Consider the following 16,713-nt stretch of genomic DNA (forward strand, 5'->3'; position numbering starts at 1 on the left):
TTTATACGCAGACAGGAATTAGTTGACAAGAGTTTCTTTGACTCGGCGAGAAGCAAAGAAGTACAAGATTACCAATCCTTCTACTATTAGCATTGTAACGATTCCGGTAATAAATGCTGAAACGTCTACTCCTGACCTTCCGGATGCATATATAACCACCGCATTTGCAACATTGCCCAATCCAGCCGTGGCGATCGTAGCAACAGCTAGCCACTTACCAAGACGCTTCTGCATCGTTATAAACACAACCGCACAAATAGCCAAGACTACTAGTACAGGTGAAAATATCAAAGAAATGACGTTCTCTGGCTGACTAAGATTCATTATCGCCTGAAAAAACACTGCTGTATTGACAAGGCTACCGATAACGAAACAAACCACAAAGAACATTAACCAACCCTTAACACCCTTCAGGGATTCTGCCATCACGACATATTGCACTGGCGCTGCTTGAGGTTGCGCAAAATATTGTTGACTAACTGGTTGCTGTTCATACGGTGTGTTCTGAGGTTGCGGTGCGGGACCGTATTGTGCATTTGGATCAGGCTGTGGCGCATATTGCGGCTGCTGAGGTTCTTGTTTTGGCATATTAACTTCTCCTTTTAAGAATATTGGTAATGCCAATTATACCACATCCTTAATTTCCTCTGGTAAAAATCCTTTGTCGTGCTTAAAGCCAGCTTGCCACTTATAGTCCTTGTTATAGCCCAAATCTTTCATCAATTTGGTCGGAGCGTTTCTGAGATGCAACGGCACGGGAGAATTCGGATATTTGTGCGCCAATTCAAAAGCGCCATACATTAAATCGGTAATTTCACGCGACTTCTGACTGCGAGCCAGAGCAATAGCGCAATGGAATAAATTATACTTCGCCTCCGGAAGACCGACGCGCTCGACAGCCTCAAATGTTGCAATTGCCAAGCTCAGCGCACCATTGCCCGCCAGTCCAATATCTTCCGATGCAAAAATCACCATCCGCCGAGCAATAAACTTCGGATCCTCGCCCGCATCAATCATTCGCGCCAAATAATACGTCGCAGCCGTCGCGTCACTGCCCCTTAGCGACTTGATAAAAGCGGAAATCACATCGTAATGCGAATCGCCTTTTTTATCATAGCCCGGAAGTCGCTTCTGAGCCGCCGCCTTAACCACTTCCGGCGTTACTTTTTCATTAAAACTCAGAGCCAATTCCAAATTGCCCAGCGCCACCCTTGCATCGCCATCCGATAATTCCGCCAAATAGTCCAGAGCTTTGGGCGAAACCTGCTTAGACTTTTTCAAGACTTTCAGCGCTCTTTTTAATACGGATATAATCTCGTCTTTTGTCAATCGCTGGAGAACTAAAACTCGTGAACGCGACAGTAGCGGCGTGATGACTTCAAAGCTCGGATTCTCGGTCGTCGCGCCGATTAACGTAATTAGCCCACTCTCAACGTGCGGCAAAAACGCGTCTTGTTGAGCTTTATTAAATCGATGAATTTCGTCAACGAATAGAATTGTCCTAAGTCCTAAATTCCAATTTTGACGGGCGTGTTCAATTACCTGCTCAACGTCCTTTTTCCCGCTCGTAACCGCCGATAATTCAATGAACTCCGCCTTCACCTCGCGCGCAATAATCCGCGCCAACGTCGTTTTTCCAGTTCCCGGCGGACCCCACAATATCAAACTGACCGGCTCGCCATTCTTAACGATTCGCCTCAATAACTCGCCCTCGCCAAGCAAATGACTCTGCCCTATCACCTCATCCAGCGTCTGCGGTCTCATCTGTTCAGCCAGCGGCTGTCTACTATCACTCATACTCCCATTATATCGCGAAATCCATAAAGCCAAAAAGTCTCCGCCGTTTACACTTTCCTCGCACAAAATGCTACAATAGATCTATATAAATAGGAGGAAAAATGGGAGCATTTGTAGTAATAATCTTAGTATCTATCGGGCTTTATGTGCTTGGTGGCATTAAAATTGTCAATCAATATCAGCGCGGCGTGGTTTTAACACTTGGCCGATTCACCGGCGTTCGTGAACCAGGATTAAGAGTCGTCATTCCAGGATTGCAGACAATGATGTTGGTCGATATTCGTTCAACTCCAATTGACGTTCCAAAACAAGAAGTCATCACCAAAGACAACGTCACGGTCGGCGTTGATGCGGTGGTTTATTTCCGAGTCATCAACGCGCCAAAAGCCGTGCTAGAAACCACGAACTATATTTACGCGACTAGCCAATTTGCCCAAGCAGCACTGCGCGACGTCACCGGAAATGTCGACATGGACGATTTGCTCGCCAAGCGCGAAGAAATTTCCCAGCAAATCAAGGAAATTGTTGATGCCGAAACTGACAAATGGGGTATCGATGTCGAGAACGTTAAGATTCAGAATATCGAGCTTCCTGGCGATATGAAGCGTGCCATGGCCAAACAAGCCGAGGCAGAGCGCGAGCGCCGCGCCAACATCATCAACGCTGACGGTGAAAAAGCCGCAGCCGAGACATTAGCCCAGGCTGCAGAAATCCTAGCAAAAACTCAAGGCGCTATCAATCTGCGAACATTGAACACCTTAGAGCGAATCTCTACAGAGCCAAGCCAAAAGACGATGATGCTATTCCCTATCGAACTCATCGATGCAATTCGTGGCGGTAAGAAATAAACCACCTATCAATAAAATAAGCACTCTTGTAATTTTACAGAGTGCTTTATAATTTCTGGTGCGGATGGGGAGAGTCGAACTCCCATCTCAACCTTGGGAAGGTCACATAATAGCCGCTATACGACACCCGCGCTCGATAGAATTATAACACCCTTGCCAGATGGCGACAACTTTAGTACAATTAAATAGCAAGTTTGTGGCTCTTTAGCTCAGTTGGTAGAGCAGAGGCCTGAAGAGCCTTGTGTCCCCAGTTCAAGTCTGGGAGGAGCCACCAAATATTGCATTTCATTCACGACTTTGTTACAATAAATCGTGAACAACATGCGGGTATAGCTCAGTTGTTAGAGCGCTTCCTTGCCATGGAAGAGGCCAGGAGTTAGAGTCTCCTTACCCGCACCAATTCGATATTTAGCCATCCGAATGGGTGGTTTTTTCGTATTTATACCCGCCAATATACAACAAAAGTGCTATAATAAAAGAGTCCAACCAACAATATAACATTTAGGGATTACCTAATATTTTTGGTATTCAAACCAGGAAAAACGGGCACTTGCTCGAAAGACATTTGGTTTGAATTCCGATTGTTGGTTGGACGCCTAGAGTAGGTGTCCGTTTTTTTATTACGGACAATAAATACTCACATAATAGCAACTAACTCAAAGGCGTCCATGAGTATAGAATCACTAGAAACAAATGTCATAATCCAAGGTGACTGCGTTGAAATACTAAAAACCATACCAGACAAATCAGTAGATTTAATTTTTGCCGACCCACCCTATAACCTGCAGCTCAAAGGTGACCTGTGGCGACCAAATAACACAAAAGTATCTGCAGTCAGTGATGACTGGGACAAATACGACAGTTTTGCAACTTACGACGATTTTACAACCAAATGGCTGACGGAGTGTCGGCGTGTGCTTAAAGACAATGGCACAATTTGGGTCATTGGAAGTTACCATAATATTTTCCGCGTTGGAAAAATCGTTCAAGACCTCGACTACTGGATTTTTAACGACATTCTTTGGATCAAAACAAACCCTATGCCGAACTTCAAGGGCACACGCTTTAATAACTCGCACGAAACACTCATATGGGCGGGTAAGTCCGAAAAGTCAAAGCCGACTTTCAACTACAAAACTATGAAAACATATAACGAAGATAAGCAAATGCGTAGCGATTGGTTTATTCCGATATGTAGCGGACAAGAACGCGTAAAAATTAATGGCGAAAAAGCACACTCGACGCAAAAACCACTTGCTTTACTCCGTCGAATTATCAATGCAACATCAAAGCCTGGCGATATTGTGCTTGACCCATTTCTCGGCAGTGGCACAACCGCAGTTGCCGCAAAAGAACTAGGGCGGCAATATATCGGTATTGAGCGTGACGATACCTATATTAAAGTTGCGAAGCAACGACTCGACAAAACAACACTGCTTGATGAAGCATTGGTATCAAGCAAGTTAGAGGCAAAAGCACCGCGCGTCGCCTTTGGCTTGCTGGTTGATATCGGACTTATCAAGAGTGGAACGATACTTACAAGTAAAGACGGTAAATACTCGGCGGCAGTTACCGTAAATGGCTCGCTAAAAAGTGGCGACATAGAGGGCTCTATTCATAAGGTCGGTGCAATTCTACAAAACCAACCGTCATGCAATGGATGGATGTTTTGGTATATGAATAATCTACCAATTGACAATATCCGTCAAAAGTATCTGGAGGAAAATCATGCTTGAATATGAGATTTTCAAAAATATTTTTAATGAAAAAATATTCGCAAAGTCAAAACCTGATTTGCTCAAGAAAGTCGCCGAGTACCCCGATAGATACGTGGGGCTATTCCGCCCGACCAAGCCAGAGGCAAAATTGCTACAAAACCTGTTGCAGTCAAATGAAATCCGTTTTGGCGACGCGTTCGAGGTGGCAATCAAGCAATACTTTATCAACGAGGGCTGGCAGCCGTTACCGCAAAAGATTACATCGAAAGAAGGTGACGCTCTCGACATAGATCAGTTGCTCGTCAAAGATGACAAAGTACTATTCATTGAGCAAAAGGTACGCGACGACCATGATTCAACCAAAAAACGTGGTCAGATTAGTAACTTTGAAAAGAAACTTGAGACACTTGTCGACATTTATGGTGATAGAGTAACGTGGGGATTTTTCTATTTCATTGACCCAAGCCTTGTCAAAAACCGAAACTTTTATCAGCCGGAGCTACAAAAACTGCAAGAATCGTGGGGTGTGCACTTGTCAGTGTCGTACGGACAAGACATGTTTAACCAGCTCGACTTATCTCATATTTGGCCTGACATCATGAATAATCTACAAAAATGGCGTCAAGACATACCAGACTTACCAAACGTCAATTTTGACAGTAGCCCCAAAGAATCTGCCGAAGAAATAAAAGATCTACCGCTACGCACATTCCGTAAGCTCTTTGATGATGAGCGAATTGTAAGCCAGATACTGCCCGTGTTGTTCCCGACCGGTGCAACGCTTGCGATACTTGAGCCATATTTTCGCGCACAAAACATAATGGTTACGCATAAAATAGCTGATTCAATACTTCTATATCTGCAATCATCGCCCACCAAAATATTGTTGTAAATCGCCCCACATCACGCCTGTTTAATTAAGCCGTAGTGCGACGAGTGTCCGCCAAATAGATTTTACTTTATCTTGATGTGCTTTGAGCCACGAAACGCTTTTTTGAGCATATTCTTCATCTCGCGCTCTGCGTAGTTCATTACCATTGCGTCAACCTGCTCTTTGTTTGCCGTATATATAAACATCAGTGGTTCGGCGGCGTGATGACAATTCTCACAGATGATGTCCTGCAGTTCACCAGTTTTGTCATCTTTAGCAATAGGCGCAAAGAACGATATAAGGCACTGCGGACACTGGAGTCTGTGGTTGCCATCCTTATCTGGGTCTGATGTGATCGTTAAGTCAGCCATAGCTAGTAGCTCCTCACTGCACAGTAGTTGAGCGAAAGACTATCACCCTTTGCGCGGTTGTTTTGCCATTGTAGCGGTTGCAAGTTAGTGATGACATCAGTACCTCCGAGCGATTTAGGTATGATATGGTCAATCTCCCAGCCACATCTACTTGTTGTATCTCCGTAACTCCCCCATTCAATGAGAGCACCACACACGTCGGCACGAACGTATGCAGAGTTATAGCCTTGTACTATACGTGCCTTATTCCATACGTCAATTTTTTGTTGTTCTGTATATTGTTTTTTGGTTAGTACTCGCAAAAGCGGAGTGTATTGATGATTGTATGCCATGATTTTTCTCCTTTTTTATATGGCTCAACATTGTTGTTGTGCTAGAATAGGAGTGTACGAGGGAAGCAAATCTTGCACACTGGTACTGGCGCGAGCCAGTACTTTTCCTATTCTAACGTTGTATTACGGACGGGTACCCTCCGCTTTGACGACCCGCCCACACAGCTCCACCGTTTGTGTTTTACAGGTTCGTATTCTCATTATATCACAACTGCACACTTATATGTCAACTATACAAACAAATAGTCGTAATATTGACATAGTTACGCGCGATGTAGTATACTGTACATATAAGAGAAAGGAAGCAAAATGACTCTTGAAAAGAATCTACGCGAACTCCGGGCGATCTACGGACTATCACAAGATGATGTGGCGAAAGCGATTGATGTGAGTCGCAGTAGTGTTGTAGCCACCGAAAAAGGCGAGCGTGAACTGAGTAGTGAAGAACTAGGTAAGCTTGCTGATTTTCTTGGTGTCGATATCATTGATCTTTTATCACAAGAAATCCCAAATTACGAGAAATACCGCGAAATGATAGTGGAAACGCTGCGTCGCTATACAGAATACGCAGGCAAAAGCGCAACGAAGACGCTACTCGCAAAACTTATCTACCTTGCAGACTTTGCATGGTATTATGAGCATTTGCAGCCGATGAGTGGCATGAAGTACCGTCGCTTGCAGTATGGTCCAGTACCCGACCAGTATTTTCGTATTGTTGATGAGCTTATTGATGAAGGTAAGGTATCACTCAAGGTTGGCGATGAGGCCCAGTGGCTCAATCTCACGCGATCTGCACAAGATACTCCACCTCAGCACCTCTCGACTAGTGAACTTGACTTGATTGATAAAATTGCACAAAAATGGAAAGATTCAAATACAAAAGAAATCGTACACTTTACACACACACAACTTCCTTGGCAAATCTGTAGGCAAAACGAATATATACCCTACGAGCTAATTACCCAGGAAGAGCCGAGCCGTGTTTACTGATAACTACCGTGTACTATTTGAAGATTACTCCGAACGCCACTACGCCAAAGCGTTCAAAAAGAATTATGGCAATCAATGGCTTGTAACACGCAAAGCGCTCGTAGCGCAGTTTGCACACATTGATCAGCTAGTGCTTAATGGAAGAACAAATCCTCCGATTCATCGAACTGACGACAATAAGGAATGGATTATCAAACATGAGTTTGTCATTGCGGGACGCAAACAATCTGCAAAAGACTCTGGAAACAGAGTGATTTTATATGTAAATCATAATGATCGCACCGTTCGTGTTTTACTGCTTTACCACAAGGGTTATCTGGGTAAATCTGCAAGTGAAACTGCTACTTGGCGAGGTATTATAAAACAAGAGTTTAAAGACTTATTGACTAGGTTTAGTCTTTAGGTTTTACCAATAACCTACGAGGTTAAGACACTTAAGCACGGCAGCTTTGCCACCTAAACGAAACACCAACACCTCTACTGTCATAACAGTAGTCGTCCCTGCCCAGAAAACACCTTTTTCAACTAAAAAATAAAAAAATCGGCAGGGAAAATTTCAAAAAGATAATTCAAAGGATTTTTCTAGTGGGACGAGCAGACGCTTGCGCTCGAACTAGGTCCGAGCTTTGGTGTATATTGCTGCCAATTAGATATTTAGCCATCCGAACGGGTGGTTTTTTCGTATTTATAACATTATTTATCGTCAACCTCTAACACATAAGTAAAGTATTGATAATCGTTTTGAAATTTTCTAGACTACGCCATTCAACACAGCCAGTCCTTAGATAGCTAATTACATTTGACATAATACCCCCAGGGGGTATATGATTATTTTATGGATACAGCAGACATCAAACGACGAGCCCTGCATCGCACAAAGATCATATTAGGACAAATGCGCGGACTCGAGAAACAAATTACCGACGACACGTATTGCATGGATGTTTTAACCCAAAGTCTAGCAATACAAAAATCATTGGCATCGCTTAATAAACTTATTCTGGAACGACATCTCCGCACGCACATTGCCGATAAAATGGCGTCCGGCGACAAAGCTCAACAAAGTAAAGCGATAGAAGAATTACTCAATCTATATGAATTAAATAATATAAGGACAAAATAATGAATCACGAATCTCATAATCATTGCAATACAAAAAATTCAATCAAACGTATGGCGCTATCGGCAAGTTTACACTGCCTGGCGGGATGTATGATCGGTGAGATGATCGGCGTTACCATCGGCACGCACGCTGGATTTGCGCCACATACTACGGTCATTCTGGCATCAGTCTTAGCTTTCATTTCCGGCTACACCGCGTCAATCATACCATTAGTACGCGCCAAATTATCGCTTATAAAATCCTTAAAGTTAGTTTTCGCCGCCGACACATTATCCATACTGTCAATGACCGTCGTAGACAACATAATTATGCTAATCATTCCGGGCGCCATGGATAAGAACTTAGCTCATCCGATTTATTGGGTTAGCCGAATAATCTGTATGCTAGCCGCGTTTGTCGTATCATATCCCGTCAATCTATATTTGCTACGTCGAGGTAAGGGTCACGCGTTGACTCATCATTATCATCACATGTAATTCATTTGCTTTGATTTTCTCTATCATCTCGCTTATACTTAGACCATGAAAACTTGGCAAGATGTCGCCTCTCTTTATCAAATTTATCCGCGCAGTTTTCTGGATACGAATGGCGATGGAATTGGCGATTTGAACGGCATTACCGAGAAGCTGGATTATTTATCATGGCTGGGTATCGATTCGATTTGGATCTCCCCATTCTTCGTATCGCCGCTGACCGACTTTGGCTATGATATCGCAAATTATCGAGCTATTGATCCGACTTTTGGTCAAATGGAAGATTTCCAAGCGTTACTTAAAAAGGCTCACGACCTCGACATTAAAGTTATGATCGACCTCGTTCCCTGTCACACTTCAGACCAACATCCGTGGTTTCAAGAATCTAGATCTTCACGCGACAATCCCAAGCGAGATTACTATATTTGGCGCGACGGAAAAGATAATGGCGAGCCTAACAATTGGCGAAGTTTGTCTGGCGGCAGTTCGTGGGAATTTGACGAGCACACTGGGCAATTTTACCTGCATTCGTTCCTAAAAACACAGCCAGATCTGAATTGGGATAATCCTGAAGTGCGTGCTGAAATGAAAAACATAGTGCGATTTTGGTTTAATATGGGCGTTGATGGAATGCGCGTCGATGCAATTTGGGGAATTTCCAAAGATCCCGACTTTAAAGACGATTCTCCAAATCCTGATTTTTATGGCAATCCAGACGATTACGGAGCATTTATCCACGACCACTGTAAAATGGGGCCGCATTTTCAGGAATATTTGCGAGAATTAGCGTCAGTCTGCGATGAATATAACGACAAGCAAATGGTGTTTGAATTTTATCCCGACGATAAGCTAGGTGATATTTATCATCAATACAGCCAAATCCTGACAGTTCACCCAAAAGCCTCGGCGTTTTTTATGGAATATCGCGACAACGAATGGCACGCTAAAAATATTGAGAAAAAAATCGAAAATTACTTGCAATCAGCGAGCTCAACCACGCCATTTTTCTGCATCGGAAATCACGATCAGCCGCGAGTCGCCTCCAGATTGGGCGAAGAACGCGCCCGCGCCCTCAGCTTCTTAAATCTCCTCACTCCAGGAATTAGCGTAGTATATTACGGCGACGAAATTGGCATGACGAACGGAGAATTGACCGCTGATGACATTCAAGATAATTTTAGCCCCGCCAATTCTGTTGTTGATAGCCGAGACTTAGAACGCACGCCAATGCAATGGAATGATTCGCAATTTGCAGGCTTTTCAAGCGCAAAACCTTGGCTTCCTGTTAATGATAATCGCACAAGAGTCAACGTTGATAGCGAAAAAATCGTAAACGATTCCCTGCTTAACATGCACCGAAAGCTGCTAAAATTACGCCAAACTCTCCCGATTCTTAAAAATGGCGATTTGAGTATTGTAGAAAACACTGGAAACGGCTTTATTCTTGGATTAAAAAGAGAGCTAGCCGGTCAACGTGCCTACGTTTTCATCAATTTCGCAGACGAGAAACAAAGCTTCTCCATTCCAGAAAACGCAAAGATTATAACCTCGACTCACTCTGTCAATTTAATTACCGCAGAAAATCTCCAAATGACAATCCCAGGATATTGCGGAGTTTTGCTTATTGTCCAATAATAAAAACGCTCGGTTAGAATAATGTTCCTGTTTCTAGATCACATTCTTCCATAGGATAAACGCCCGCACATCGAGCCGCCAGATCTGCCATTTTCTTTTTAGTTCTCTCATCGTCGGCAGCCTCGGTGAGGGCTTCCAGGTCTAGATAGTAATCATCAAGAACATCTGGATAGCTGTTTTGGCTAGATTCTGTCGTATCGTTTTCTAACTCCTCGTTATCAACCTTGCTGACTTCCCCATAAGTGCCGAAGCCACCTAGCTTATCGTTCAATATTACTCGTTGCGAATTTGTGTTTGTTCCACTTGGCAAATAATCAATACACGGCATTTCTCTACATTCCTCCTCTTTTCACTTTATCTATAAATTATTATACACCGCCACCAGATGTAGTGGTAGAGTTAACTTCACAACACTATCAAACAACAACGTTTTTCATCCTGTCCAGTTAATTCACCTTTAATTATAAGCAGTCAGAATCAAATCACCGTCGACATACTCGCCTAAAAATACATCTCCATAAGATTCTAAGCCTTGTTTTTTAAGCTGACCAAGCAACCACTTTTCGTCTTTTCCGATTACGTCCAAAATATCAGCCTGCAATTGACCGTCCGTTATTAACGGGAATTTCGGATTTTCCTCGTCTTTGTGCGAAATAATAAGCTCGCCATCCTGTTCAACAACAGCCCTTTTCACGTCTTTCGTCGAGTAAATATTATGGGTTCGAAGCTTGAAAGACACATCATGAGCGCTCAAGCCGACCCTCTCGCAGTTTCCGATATCTATCTTCCCATTGTCTATAATTATCAAAGCCTTACCGTCAATCAGCTGTTTAGCCTTAACGCTATGTTTCTTTATCCACTTCAGTGTTAACACTAGCACACACCATATGCACAAAATCCCAACATAGTCCAAAATCTTAATATCATTGTTATAAATAACGCCACCAATAATACCACCAAGTACGTAATTCTGAACTTGATCACTGGCGGAAGATGGCGCCAAATTACCTTTTCCTGTAACGTTAATTATTATCGTCAGGGCAAAAAATCCGATCAATAATTTTATTGCTACTAAAATAAATTCATTCATAATTTACCTACTTTTTTCTATTAAAAACGCTCTGATATTTATCAGAACGCTCATCAGACTTATTTCAATCGTAGGAACTTGGTGAGGTGCGCCTCCCCATAACTACGACTGTCCACCACAACAGTTTTGTCTTGAACCGGCACCTCACCTATTCCTGGATGTGATAATATCATAGTTCCACCCGGTTTGAGTAGTCTCATTAGCTTAGAAACTGTGGAAAACTGTGGATTATGGTATGGCGGATCGGCAAAAATAATATCGAACTCCCCTGTTGAACTCGCACTTTCCAGCCAATTTATTATTGTTGTTTTTATTACAATAGATTTTTCTTCGACACCCAAAATGCTTATATTTTCAGCAATTACTCGCCGAGCGACTCGATCTCGCTCCACGAAAACCGCCGATTCTGCGCCGCGACTTAATGCCTCTAGTCCAACAGCACCAGACCCCGCAAAAGCATCCAAAACCCGCGCGCCGCGTATCGATTCGCCTAAAGAATTGAACATAGCTGAACGCACTCGCTCGCCCATAGGATGTGTCGTTGAGCCGGGCGGAGTTTTTATGAATCGTCCGCCAAATTCGCCAGAAATAATCCTAACTCTCACTTTTTTCTGCCTCAAGTTTCCAAATGGACGCCAGCCAACCCAGCATCACCGACTTTATAATAATCGGCATTAGTTCGTGATTTGTCTGCCAAGCAAGGTCTGTCGTCCAACCACTCTTGCTAAAATTGTCATACATTTTCATCGATGCCACGGCGTGAACTTGGTCCAAATAATACTCACGATAGCCGTGATTTTTCACTTGCAATATCTCATCGTCACTCGGAATTGCGTCCTTAAAACGCGGATATGCCACCACGCTAGCTACGCCAGCCTCAAACGCCACGTGTGTCGTCATCATACCTTTGGCGCCCCAGAATTTCCAGTTGTTCTTAATCAGTTCAATTCCGTTATCGCCCTTCATGAGATTTTTCTTCAAAATTGAAGTTCGCGTCTCCAACCCTTCACCGCCGCGAAGTTCCGCCATAGCTTGTTCCAGAGGAAAATGATGCGCTGGAGTCAAACCGTCAGTAATCGCGTGCGCCATCCAAGCCGCCTCAAACGCTGCTCGCTCGGAATTATTTGTTCGCAGTGCTTGGGCTAAATTGCCAATATGTCCGTCAATCATCTCCAAAAGTGCAATGTCATTCGGATCGTCCGGATTTATAAAGTGCCAAGGCTCATCCACCGCTGGACTTTTTCGTTTAACACCATCAGGACCATTCTTGCCCTCAAAATGAAGAATGTTTTTAATGTCAGGAAAATCACACCAATCAGGAAGAATTGGTTCTATATTTTTTCTTGCGACTCGATCTATTTTTTGGTGGACGCCAATAAATCGACCAGAGCTATCCCTAATTGTTGTTCCTGCGTACATATTAATTTAAAACAGTTAATCGCTGATAGCGACTGACGGCGTGCGCCAGATGATTATATTGTAGCAAATCTTGCCCCTCTTTGACAAAACGTTCGGCTTCGGTTTGAGCGCGAGAAATTAGCGCCGTATCCGCCAGCGAGGCAATTTTCAAGTTCAAATCCCCGTGTTGCATTTTGCCGTAGATCTCACCGGGTCCACGCAATTTCAAATCAACCTCCGCCAAATAAAATCCGTCTTGCGATTTTTCAATCTCCCGAAGTCGTTGGCTCGGCTTATCGTGGCCGCTCATCATCAAATGACAAAAACTCTGATGTTTCCCGCGTCCAACTCGACCGCGCAATTGATGCAATTGACTCAATCCAAAATTGTCCGCATTCTCAATCAACATCACCGTCGCATTCGGCACATTCACACCAACCTCAACCACAGTCGTACTCACCAACATATCCAGCTCGCCGTCCGCAAATTTCTGCATCACTTCAGCTTTTTCTTCGACAGGAAGCTTTCCGTGCAACAGCCCAACTCGACGATGGCTAAAAATAGTCTTAGATAGTTTATTATATTCCGCCTCCACCGATTTTTTATCGTTATCTGGATTATCGTCAATTAACGGACAAATAACGTAAGCTTGGCGACCTTTGGCTAGATCATTTTCAATCGATTCGTAAAGCTTCGGAGCTGACGCCGGCGACCAAATCTTTGTCTGAATCGGCTGGCGCCCAGACGGCAACTCGTCCAAAATGGAAATGTCCAATTCTCCGTACAACGTCAGCGCCAAGCTGCGCGGAATTGGCGTGGCTGTCATACTTAAAAGATGCGGCATAAAATCAGACTTTTCCAATAAAGCTTGTCTTTGCTTCACGCCAAATCGATGCTGCTCGTCGATCACCGCAAACCCCAATTTATGATACGCAACCTTTTCCTGAATTAACGCGTGTGTGCCGACCACAACATCAATGTTACCGCTAGCCAAATTGTCCAACAATTGACTGCGCGCCGCACCTTTCACGTGACCCGTCAGAAGCGCAACAGACACACCAAATGGCGACAATAACTCGTCAAGCGTTTTCGCGTGTTGCTGTGCCAAAATCTCCGTCGGCGCCATAATTGCCGTCTGAAAACCAGCCTTCGCCACTTCCGCAGCCACCAATCCAGCAACGACAGTTTTTCCCGAGCCAACATCTCCCTGCAACAACCGATTCATCGGATGATCAGACTCCAAATCTTGCAGAATTTGCCACGCGGCGCGACGCTGGGCATTTGTCAGTGGAAACGACAATTGGTCGACAAAACTTTTCACGACCGACTTATTAAACGGAATTTTCCAGCCTGTTAATCTGGTCTGCTCTTGCTTATTAAATTGTGCCGCCAATATCATTTCGAACAGCTCCTCAAACGCCAGGCGCTCACGACCACGGGAAATTTCCTCGTGAGTTTTTGGTGCGTGAAGAAATTTAACCGCCTCAGAGCGACTAACCAATTTTTGGCGCCGAATAATGTTTTCCGGCAAAGTCTCGGGCAAAAAATCCATAATCGGACGAATATTTTTCATCAAATCCTGCACGGTTTTTGGGCGAATATTTTTAATCGACTTATAAACTGGCTGAATTCCAGAATTATTTTCTGCAGCAGTTTTAGCAACTTCTTTCGCCAGCTCGACGGACGGATTATTGATTTGATAGCGATTATATTGCATATCAAATTGGCCAGAAAAAATAAATTCCGCATCAGATTTTAATTGCGTTTCGCGGTACGGCTGATTGAACCAAACCGCCTTAACTTTGCCTGATTTATCCGCCAAAACCGCGGTCGTGATTCTAAGTCCGCGCCGAACAATACGCGTCGAAACCGACTCGCAGCGCGCCTTAACAGTAACTTTTCCCGGCTGAAGATCTGCGATATTAACCGCAGTTGAATAGTCGTCATATGCTCGCGGTAAGAAATTCAGGGCATCAGAAACCGTCGTAAGACCGGCCGCCGCTAGAGCTTGAGCAGTTTTCGGACCGACACCTTTAATTTGCTCGAGAGGAGTTGCTAGTTTCATCTACGAAACAGCGTTGATGCCTTCCAGAGCGTAGGCCGTATCTTCCCAGCCTCTCACGCCGATTGAATCTACGCCCATTTGCTTCACTGGAAAATCATTGCCACCTTCTTCAATTTTGTCGCCAAAGAACAGCGTTTCCTCTTTCGACCAGCCATTCAGTTCAAGCAACCTAACAATTCCATAAGCCTTATCAATTCCCGGAAGCGTGATGTCAGTACTGGTCGTACCACCAATTCGCACCTCAAGCCCAGGCAACTTTTCCGCCACCTTGTCGCGATATATCGGTCGAACATCCTTATATTTTTCAGCCCATGCATATTTATCTTCAGGTGTGGCTTGTTGACCCAAAGCCGACATAGTAATCTGGCTATGTCGATCTTCAATTATTTCGCCCGCAGGATTTTCGCACCAAATACCCATTTCCTTCGCAACTTCTTCCAACGCCGCAGTTATCTGAGTTTTTTGTTCGTCAGACAAATCATTCGCATACTGAATTTTCCATTCATGATCGGCAGCGTCAAATCTATAATATCGAGTACCGCAAGTTGGCATCGCGTGGAACTTCTGAAGCAACTCTGGAGTAACGTTCAGCCTGTCAATCACCTGCTTCTTTATCTGCTGAAACGTGCCGCCAGTAATCACGCAAACGTCATAATTCTCAAGTAATCGACTAAGAATTCCAGCCATACGATCGCTAATTGGCGATTTTGTAATTGCTAGCGTATCATCCAAATCAAAACCAATAATTTTTTTCATTATTCATTCTCCCCCATAATTAATACAAATGTGTTTTTACCCTTCTTAAGTAGCGACGTGTCATTGACGACTTTGTTTTCGGCAAGTTTTTCGCCGTTTAGGCTAATGGCGCCAGATTTTAACAATCGCTTCGCTTCGCCGTTAGAGCTAACTGCGCCAGACTCTACCAACGCTTCAATCACATCAACTCCAGCATCAACGCAAGGAATTTCCTCAGCCAAAGCACCTAAATCATCGTCCGACAATCTCTTAAAATCGCCACCACCGAATAAAACTTCGTTCACACGCTCAACAGATTCACGACGCGCGCTACCGTGAACAATGTCAGTAACTTCACGAGCCAAAACCTTCTGCGCCGAACGAGCACCAGGATTGACGGCGTGGTTTTCAGCAATAGCCTCAATGGTATCACGATCCAACATCGTAAATATCTTCATATATTCAATCGCGCTCTCGTCATCGACATTCAGCCAGAATTGATAGAATTTATAGACGCTAGTCTTATTATCATCAAGCCAAACCGCGCCACCTTCAGATTTGCCAAATTTACGACCAGTCGACTTATTGATAAGCAGTGGCGCGGTCATTGCATAGACTTCAGTGTTTTCTTTTTTGCGAATCAGATCCACGCCTGACAATAAATTACCCCATTGATCTGATCCACCAATTTGCAGATTCACGCCATATTGATTAAATAGATGCCAAAAATCATAGCCCTGAAGTAAAGTGTAAGTGAATTCCGCAAAGCTCAAACCTTTGCCGTTGTTAATGCGCGCCTTGAAAAATTCGCGGCTCACCAAATCTGCCATATTGAAATTCTTACCGATATCGCGAAGAAACGGCAACAATTCCAACTCAGCCAGCCAGTCAGCGTTATCAACCAAAGTAAAATCTCGTCCAGCAAAAATCCTCGAAACTTGGGATTTTAAGGCTTGTTTATTATGCTCAATTTCCTCGTACGAAAGCAAATTTCGCTCTTCCGTGTCGCGCATATCGCCAATCATTCCTGTGCCGCCGCCAACGAGCAAAAACACCTTATGTCCGCGCTCCAGAAAATGTCGAACCATCATATAAACAGCCAAATGCCCAACATGCAAGCTGTCCGCCGAAGGATCCGTCCCCAAATAGAGCGTGAAATTCTCCGAATCGATAAGTTTGTCGTCAGTAAATGTGGTCTGATTCCAGAATCCACGCCATTGTAATTCTTCTGATAATTTCATATCACTCCTTTTCTATATATTAGTAT

At 43.9% G+C, this 16,713-nt stretch carries 19 protein-coding genes and 3 tRNA genes; 10 read left to right on the forward strand and 12 right to left on the reverse strand.

Features of this window, described 5'->3' with window-relative positions; genetic code table 11:
• Window positions 1-18 precede the first annotated feature (18 nt).
• Window positions 19-588, reverse strand: coding sequence for a hypothetical protein (locus AACH20_RS01210; protein WP_338503386.1), 570 nt, complete (start codon window positions 586-588; stop codon window positions 19-21).
• A 36-nt stretch (window positions 589-624) separates the two neighbouring features.
• Window positions 625-1,797, reverse strand: a complete 1,173-nt coding sequence (locus AACH20_RS01215; RefSeq protein ID WP_338503388.1) for a replication-associated recombination protein A — start codon at window positions 1,795-1,797, stop codon at window positions 625-627.
• 101 nt (window positions 1,798-1,898) lie between these two features.
• On the opposite strand from AACH20_RS01215, the gene AACH20_RS01220 reads away from it, so the two are divergent.
• A complete protein-coding gene (locus tag AACH20_RS01220; protein ID WP_129743970.1) occupies window positions 1,899-2,645 on the forward strand; it encodes a slipin family protein in 747 nt (248 codons plus the stop codon).
• 56 nt (window positions 2,646-2,701) lie between these two features.
• Here AACH20_RS01220 and AACH20_RS01225 read toward each other — a convergent pair.
• Window positions 2,702-2,776: transfer RNA gene (locus AACH20_RS01225), tRNA-Gly, on the reverse strand.
• A 67-nt stretch (window positions 2,777-2,843) separates the two neighbouring features.
• Here AACH20_RS01225 and AACH20_RS01230 point away from each other — a divergent pair.
• From AACH20_RS01230 to AACH20_RS01245, 4 genes are all read left to right on the forward strand, one after another.
• Window positions 2,844-2,919 (forward strand) — tRNA-Phe (locus AACH20_RS01230).
• A 49-nt stretch (window positions 2,920-2,968) separates the two neighbouring features.
• A tRNA-Gly gene (locus tag AACH20_RS01235) sits at window positions 2,969-3,044 on the forward strand.
• Between the two features lie 269 nt (window positions 3,045-3,313).
• A complete protein-coding gene (locus tag AACH20_RS01240) occupies window positions 3,314-4,381 on the forward strand; it encodes a site-specific DNA-methyltransferase (RefSeq protein ID WP_338503391.1) in 1,068 nt (355 codons plus the stop codon).
• Window positions 4,374-5,255 (forward strand): HpyAIV family type II restriction enzyme, encoded by an 882-nt coding sequence (locus AACH20_RS01245; RefSeq protein ID WP_338503393.1) that lies wholly within the window; start codon window positions 4,374-4,376, stop codon window positions 5,253-5,255. Before AACH20_RS01240 ends, AACH20_RS01245 begins: the two co-directional genes overlap by 8 nt.
• A gap of 62 nt (window positions 5,256-5,317) precedes the next feature.
• Here AACH20_RS01245 and AACH20_RS01250 read toward each other — a convergent pair whose 3' ends face one another.
• Entirely contained in the window at window positions 5,318-5,605 is a 288-nt protein-coding gene (locus AACH20_RS01250) for a hypothetical protein (RefSeq protein WP_338503395.1), read from the reverse strand.
• A gap of 2 nt (window positions 5,606-5,607) precedes the next feature.
• Window positions 5,608-5,937, reverse strand: a complete 330-nt coding sequence (locus tag AACH20_RS01255) for an HNH endonuclease signature motif containing protein (protein WP_338503397.1) — start codon at window positions 5,935-5,937, stop codon at window positions 5,608-5,610.
• Between the two features lie 309 nt (window positions 5,938-6,246).
• Between AACH20_RS01255 and AACH20_RS01260 the strand changes: the two genes are divergently transcribed.
• The 5 genes from AACH20_RS01260 (at window position 6,247) to AACH20_RS01280 (ending at window position 10,158) form a co-directional block, all read left to right on the forward strand.
• Entirely contained in the window at window positions 6,247-6,927 is a 681-nt protein-coding gene (locus AACH20_RS01260; protein WP_338503399.1) for a type II toxin-antitoxin system antitoxin SocA domain-containing protein, read from the forward strand.
• On the forward strand, window positions 6,917-7,330 hold the full coding sequence (locus AACH20_RS01265; RefSeq protein ID WP_338503401.1) for a hypothetical protein: 414 nt from the start codon (window positions 6,917-6,919) through the stop codon (window positions 7,328-7,330). Before AACH20_RS01260 ends, AACH20_RS01265 begins: the two co-directional genes overlap by 11 nt.
• 432 nt (window positions 7,331-7,762) lie before the next feature.
• Window positions 7,763-8,050: a metal-sensitive transcriptional regulator gene (locus tag AACH20_RS01270; RefSeq protein WP_338503403.1), complete on the forward strand. Its 288-nt coding sequence runs from the start codon at window positions 7,763-7,765 to the stop codon at window positions 8,048-8,050.
• A gap of 50 nt (window positions 8,051-8,100) precedes the next feature.
• On the forward strand, window positions 8,101-8,526 hold the full coding sequence (locus tag AACH20_RS01275; protein ID WP_338504281.1) for a DUF4396 domain-containing protein: 426 nt from the start codon (window positions 8,101-8,103) through the stop codon (window positions 8,524-8,526).
• A 45-nt stretch (window positions 8,527-8,571) separates the two neighbouring features.
• Entirely contained in the window at window positions 8,572-10,158 is a 1,587-nt protein-coding gene (locus tag AACH20_RS01280) for an alpha-amylase family glycosyl hydrolase (protein ID WP_338503405.1), read from the forward strand.
• A 13-nt stretch (window positions 10,159-10,171) separates the two neighbouring features.
• Here the strand turns inward: AACH20_RS01280 and AACH20_RS01285 are convergent, their stop codons facing one another.
• The 7 genes from AACH20_RS01285 to tyrS all read right to left on the reverse strand — a co-directional run bounded on the left by AACH20_RS01285 (window position 10,172) and on the right by tyrS (window position 16,687).
• The gene (locus AACH20_RS01285; RefSeq protein WP_338503407.1) at window positions 10,172-10,486 is read right to left on the reverse strand and encodes a hypothetical protein; all 315 of its coding nucleotides are present in this window, start codon (window positions 10,484-10,486) and stop codon (window positions 10,172-10,174) included.
• Window positions 10,487-10,615: 129 nt separating this feature from the next.
• Window positions 10,616-11,248, reverse strand: coding sequence for a DUF421 domain-containing protein (locus tag AACH20_RS01290; RefSeq protein ID WP_338503409.1), 633 nt, complete (start codon window positions 11,246-11,248; stop codon window positions 10,616-10,618).
• Between the two features lie 59 nt (window positions 11,249-11,307).
• The gene (gene rsmD / locus AACH20_RS01295) at window positions 11,308-11,853 is read right to left on the reverse strand and encodes a 16S rRNA (guanine(966)-N(2))-methyltransferase RsmD (RefSeq protein ID WP_338503412.1); all 546 of its coding nucleotides are present in this window, start codon (window positions 11,851-11,853) and stop codon (window positions 11,308-11,310) included.
• Window positions 11,843-12,667, reverse strand: a complete 825-nt coding sequence (locus AACH20_RS01300) for a hypothetical protein (RefSeq protein ID WP_338503414.1) — start codon at window positions 12,665-12,667, stop codon at window positions 11,843-11,845. Before AACH20_RS01300 ends, rsmD begins: the two co-directional genes overlap by 11 nt.
• A gap of 1 nt (window position 12,668) precedes the next feature.
• Window positions 12,669-14,711, reverse strand: a complete 2,043-nt coding sequence (recG, locus tag AACH20_RS01305) for an ATP-dependent DNA helicase RecG (protein ID WP_338503416.1) — start codon at window positions 14,709-14,711, stop codon at window positions 12,669-12,671.
• On the reverse strand, window positions 14,712-15,467 hold the full coding sequence (locus AACH20_RS01310) for an HAD-IIB family hydrolase (RefSeq protein ID WP_338503417.1): 756 nt from the start codon (window positions 15,465-15,467) through the stop codon (window positions 14,712-14,714).
• Entirely contained in the window at window positions 15,467-16,687 is a 1,221-nt protein-coding gene (gene tyrS, locus AACH20_RS01315) for a tyrosine--tRNA ligase (RefSeq protein WP_338503418.1), read from the reverse strand. Before tyrS ends, AACH20_RS01310 begins: the two co-directional genes overlap by 1 nt.
• Between the last annotated feature and the right edge of the window lie 26 nt (window positions 16,688-16,713).

This window comes from Candidatus Minimicrobia sp. QA0096 (assembly GCF_963967315.1).
Taxonomy (GTDB): domain Bacteria; phylum Patescibacteriota; class Saccharimonadia; order Saccharimonadales; family Saccharimonadaceae; genus Nanosynbacter.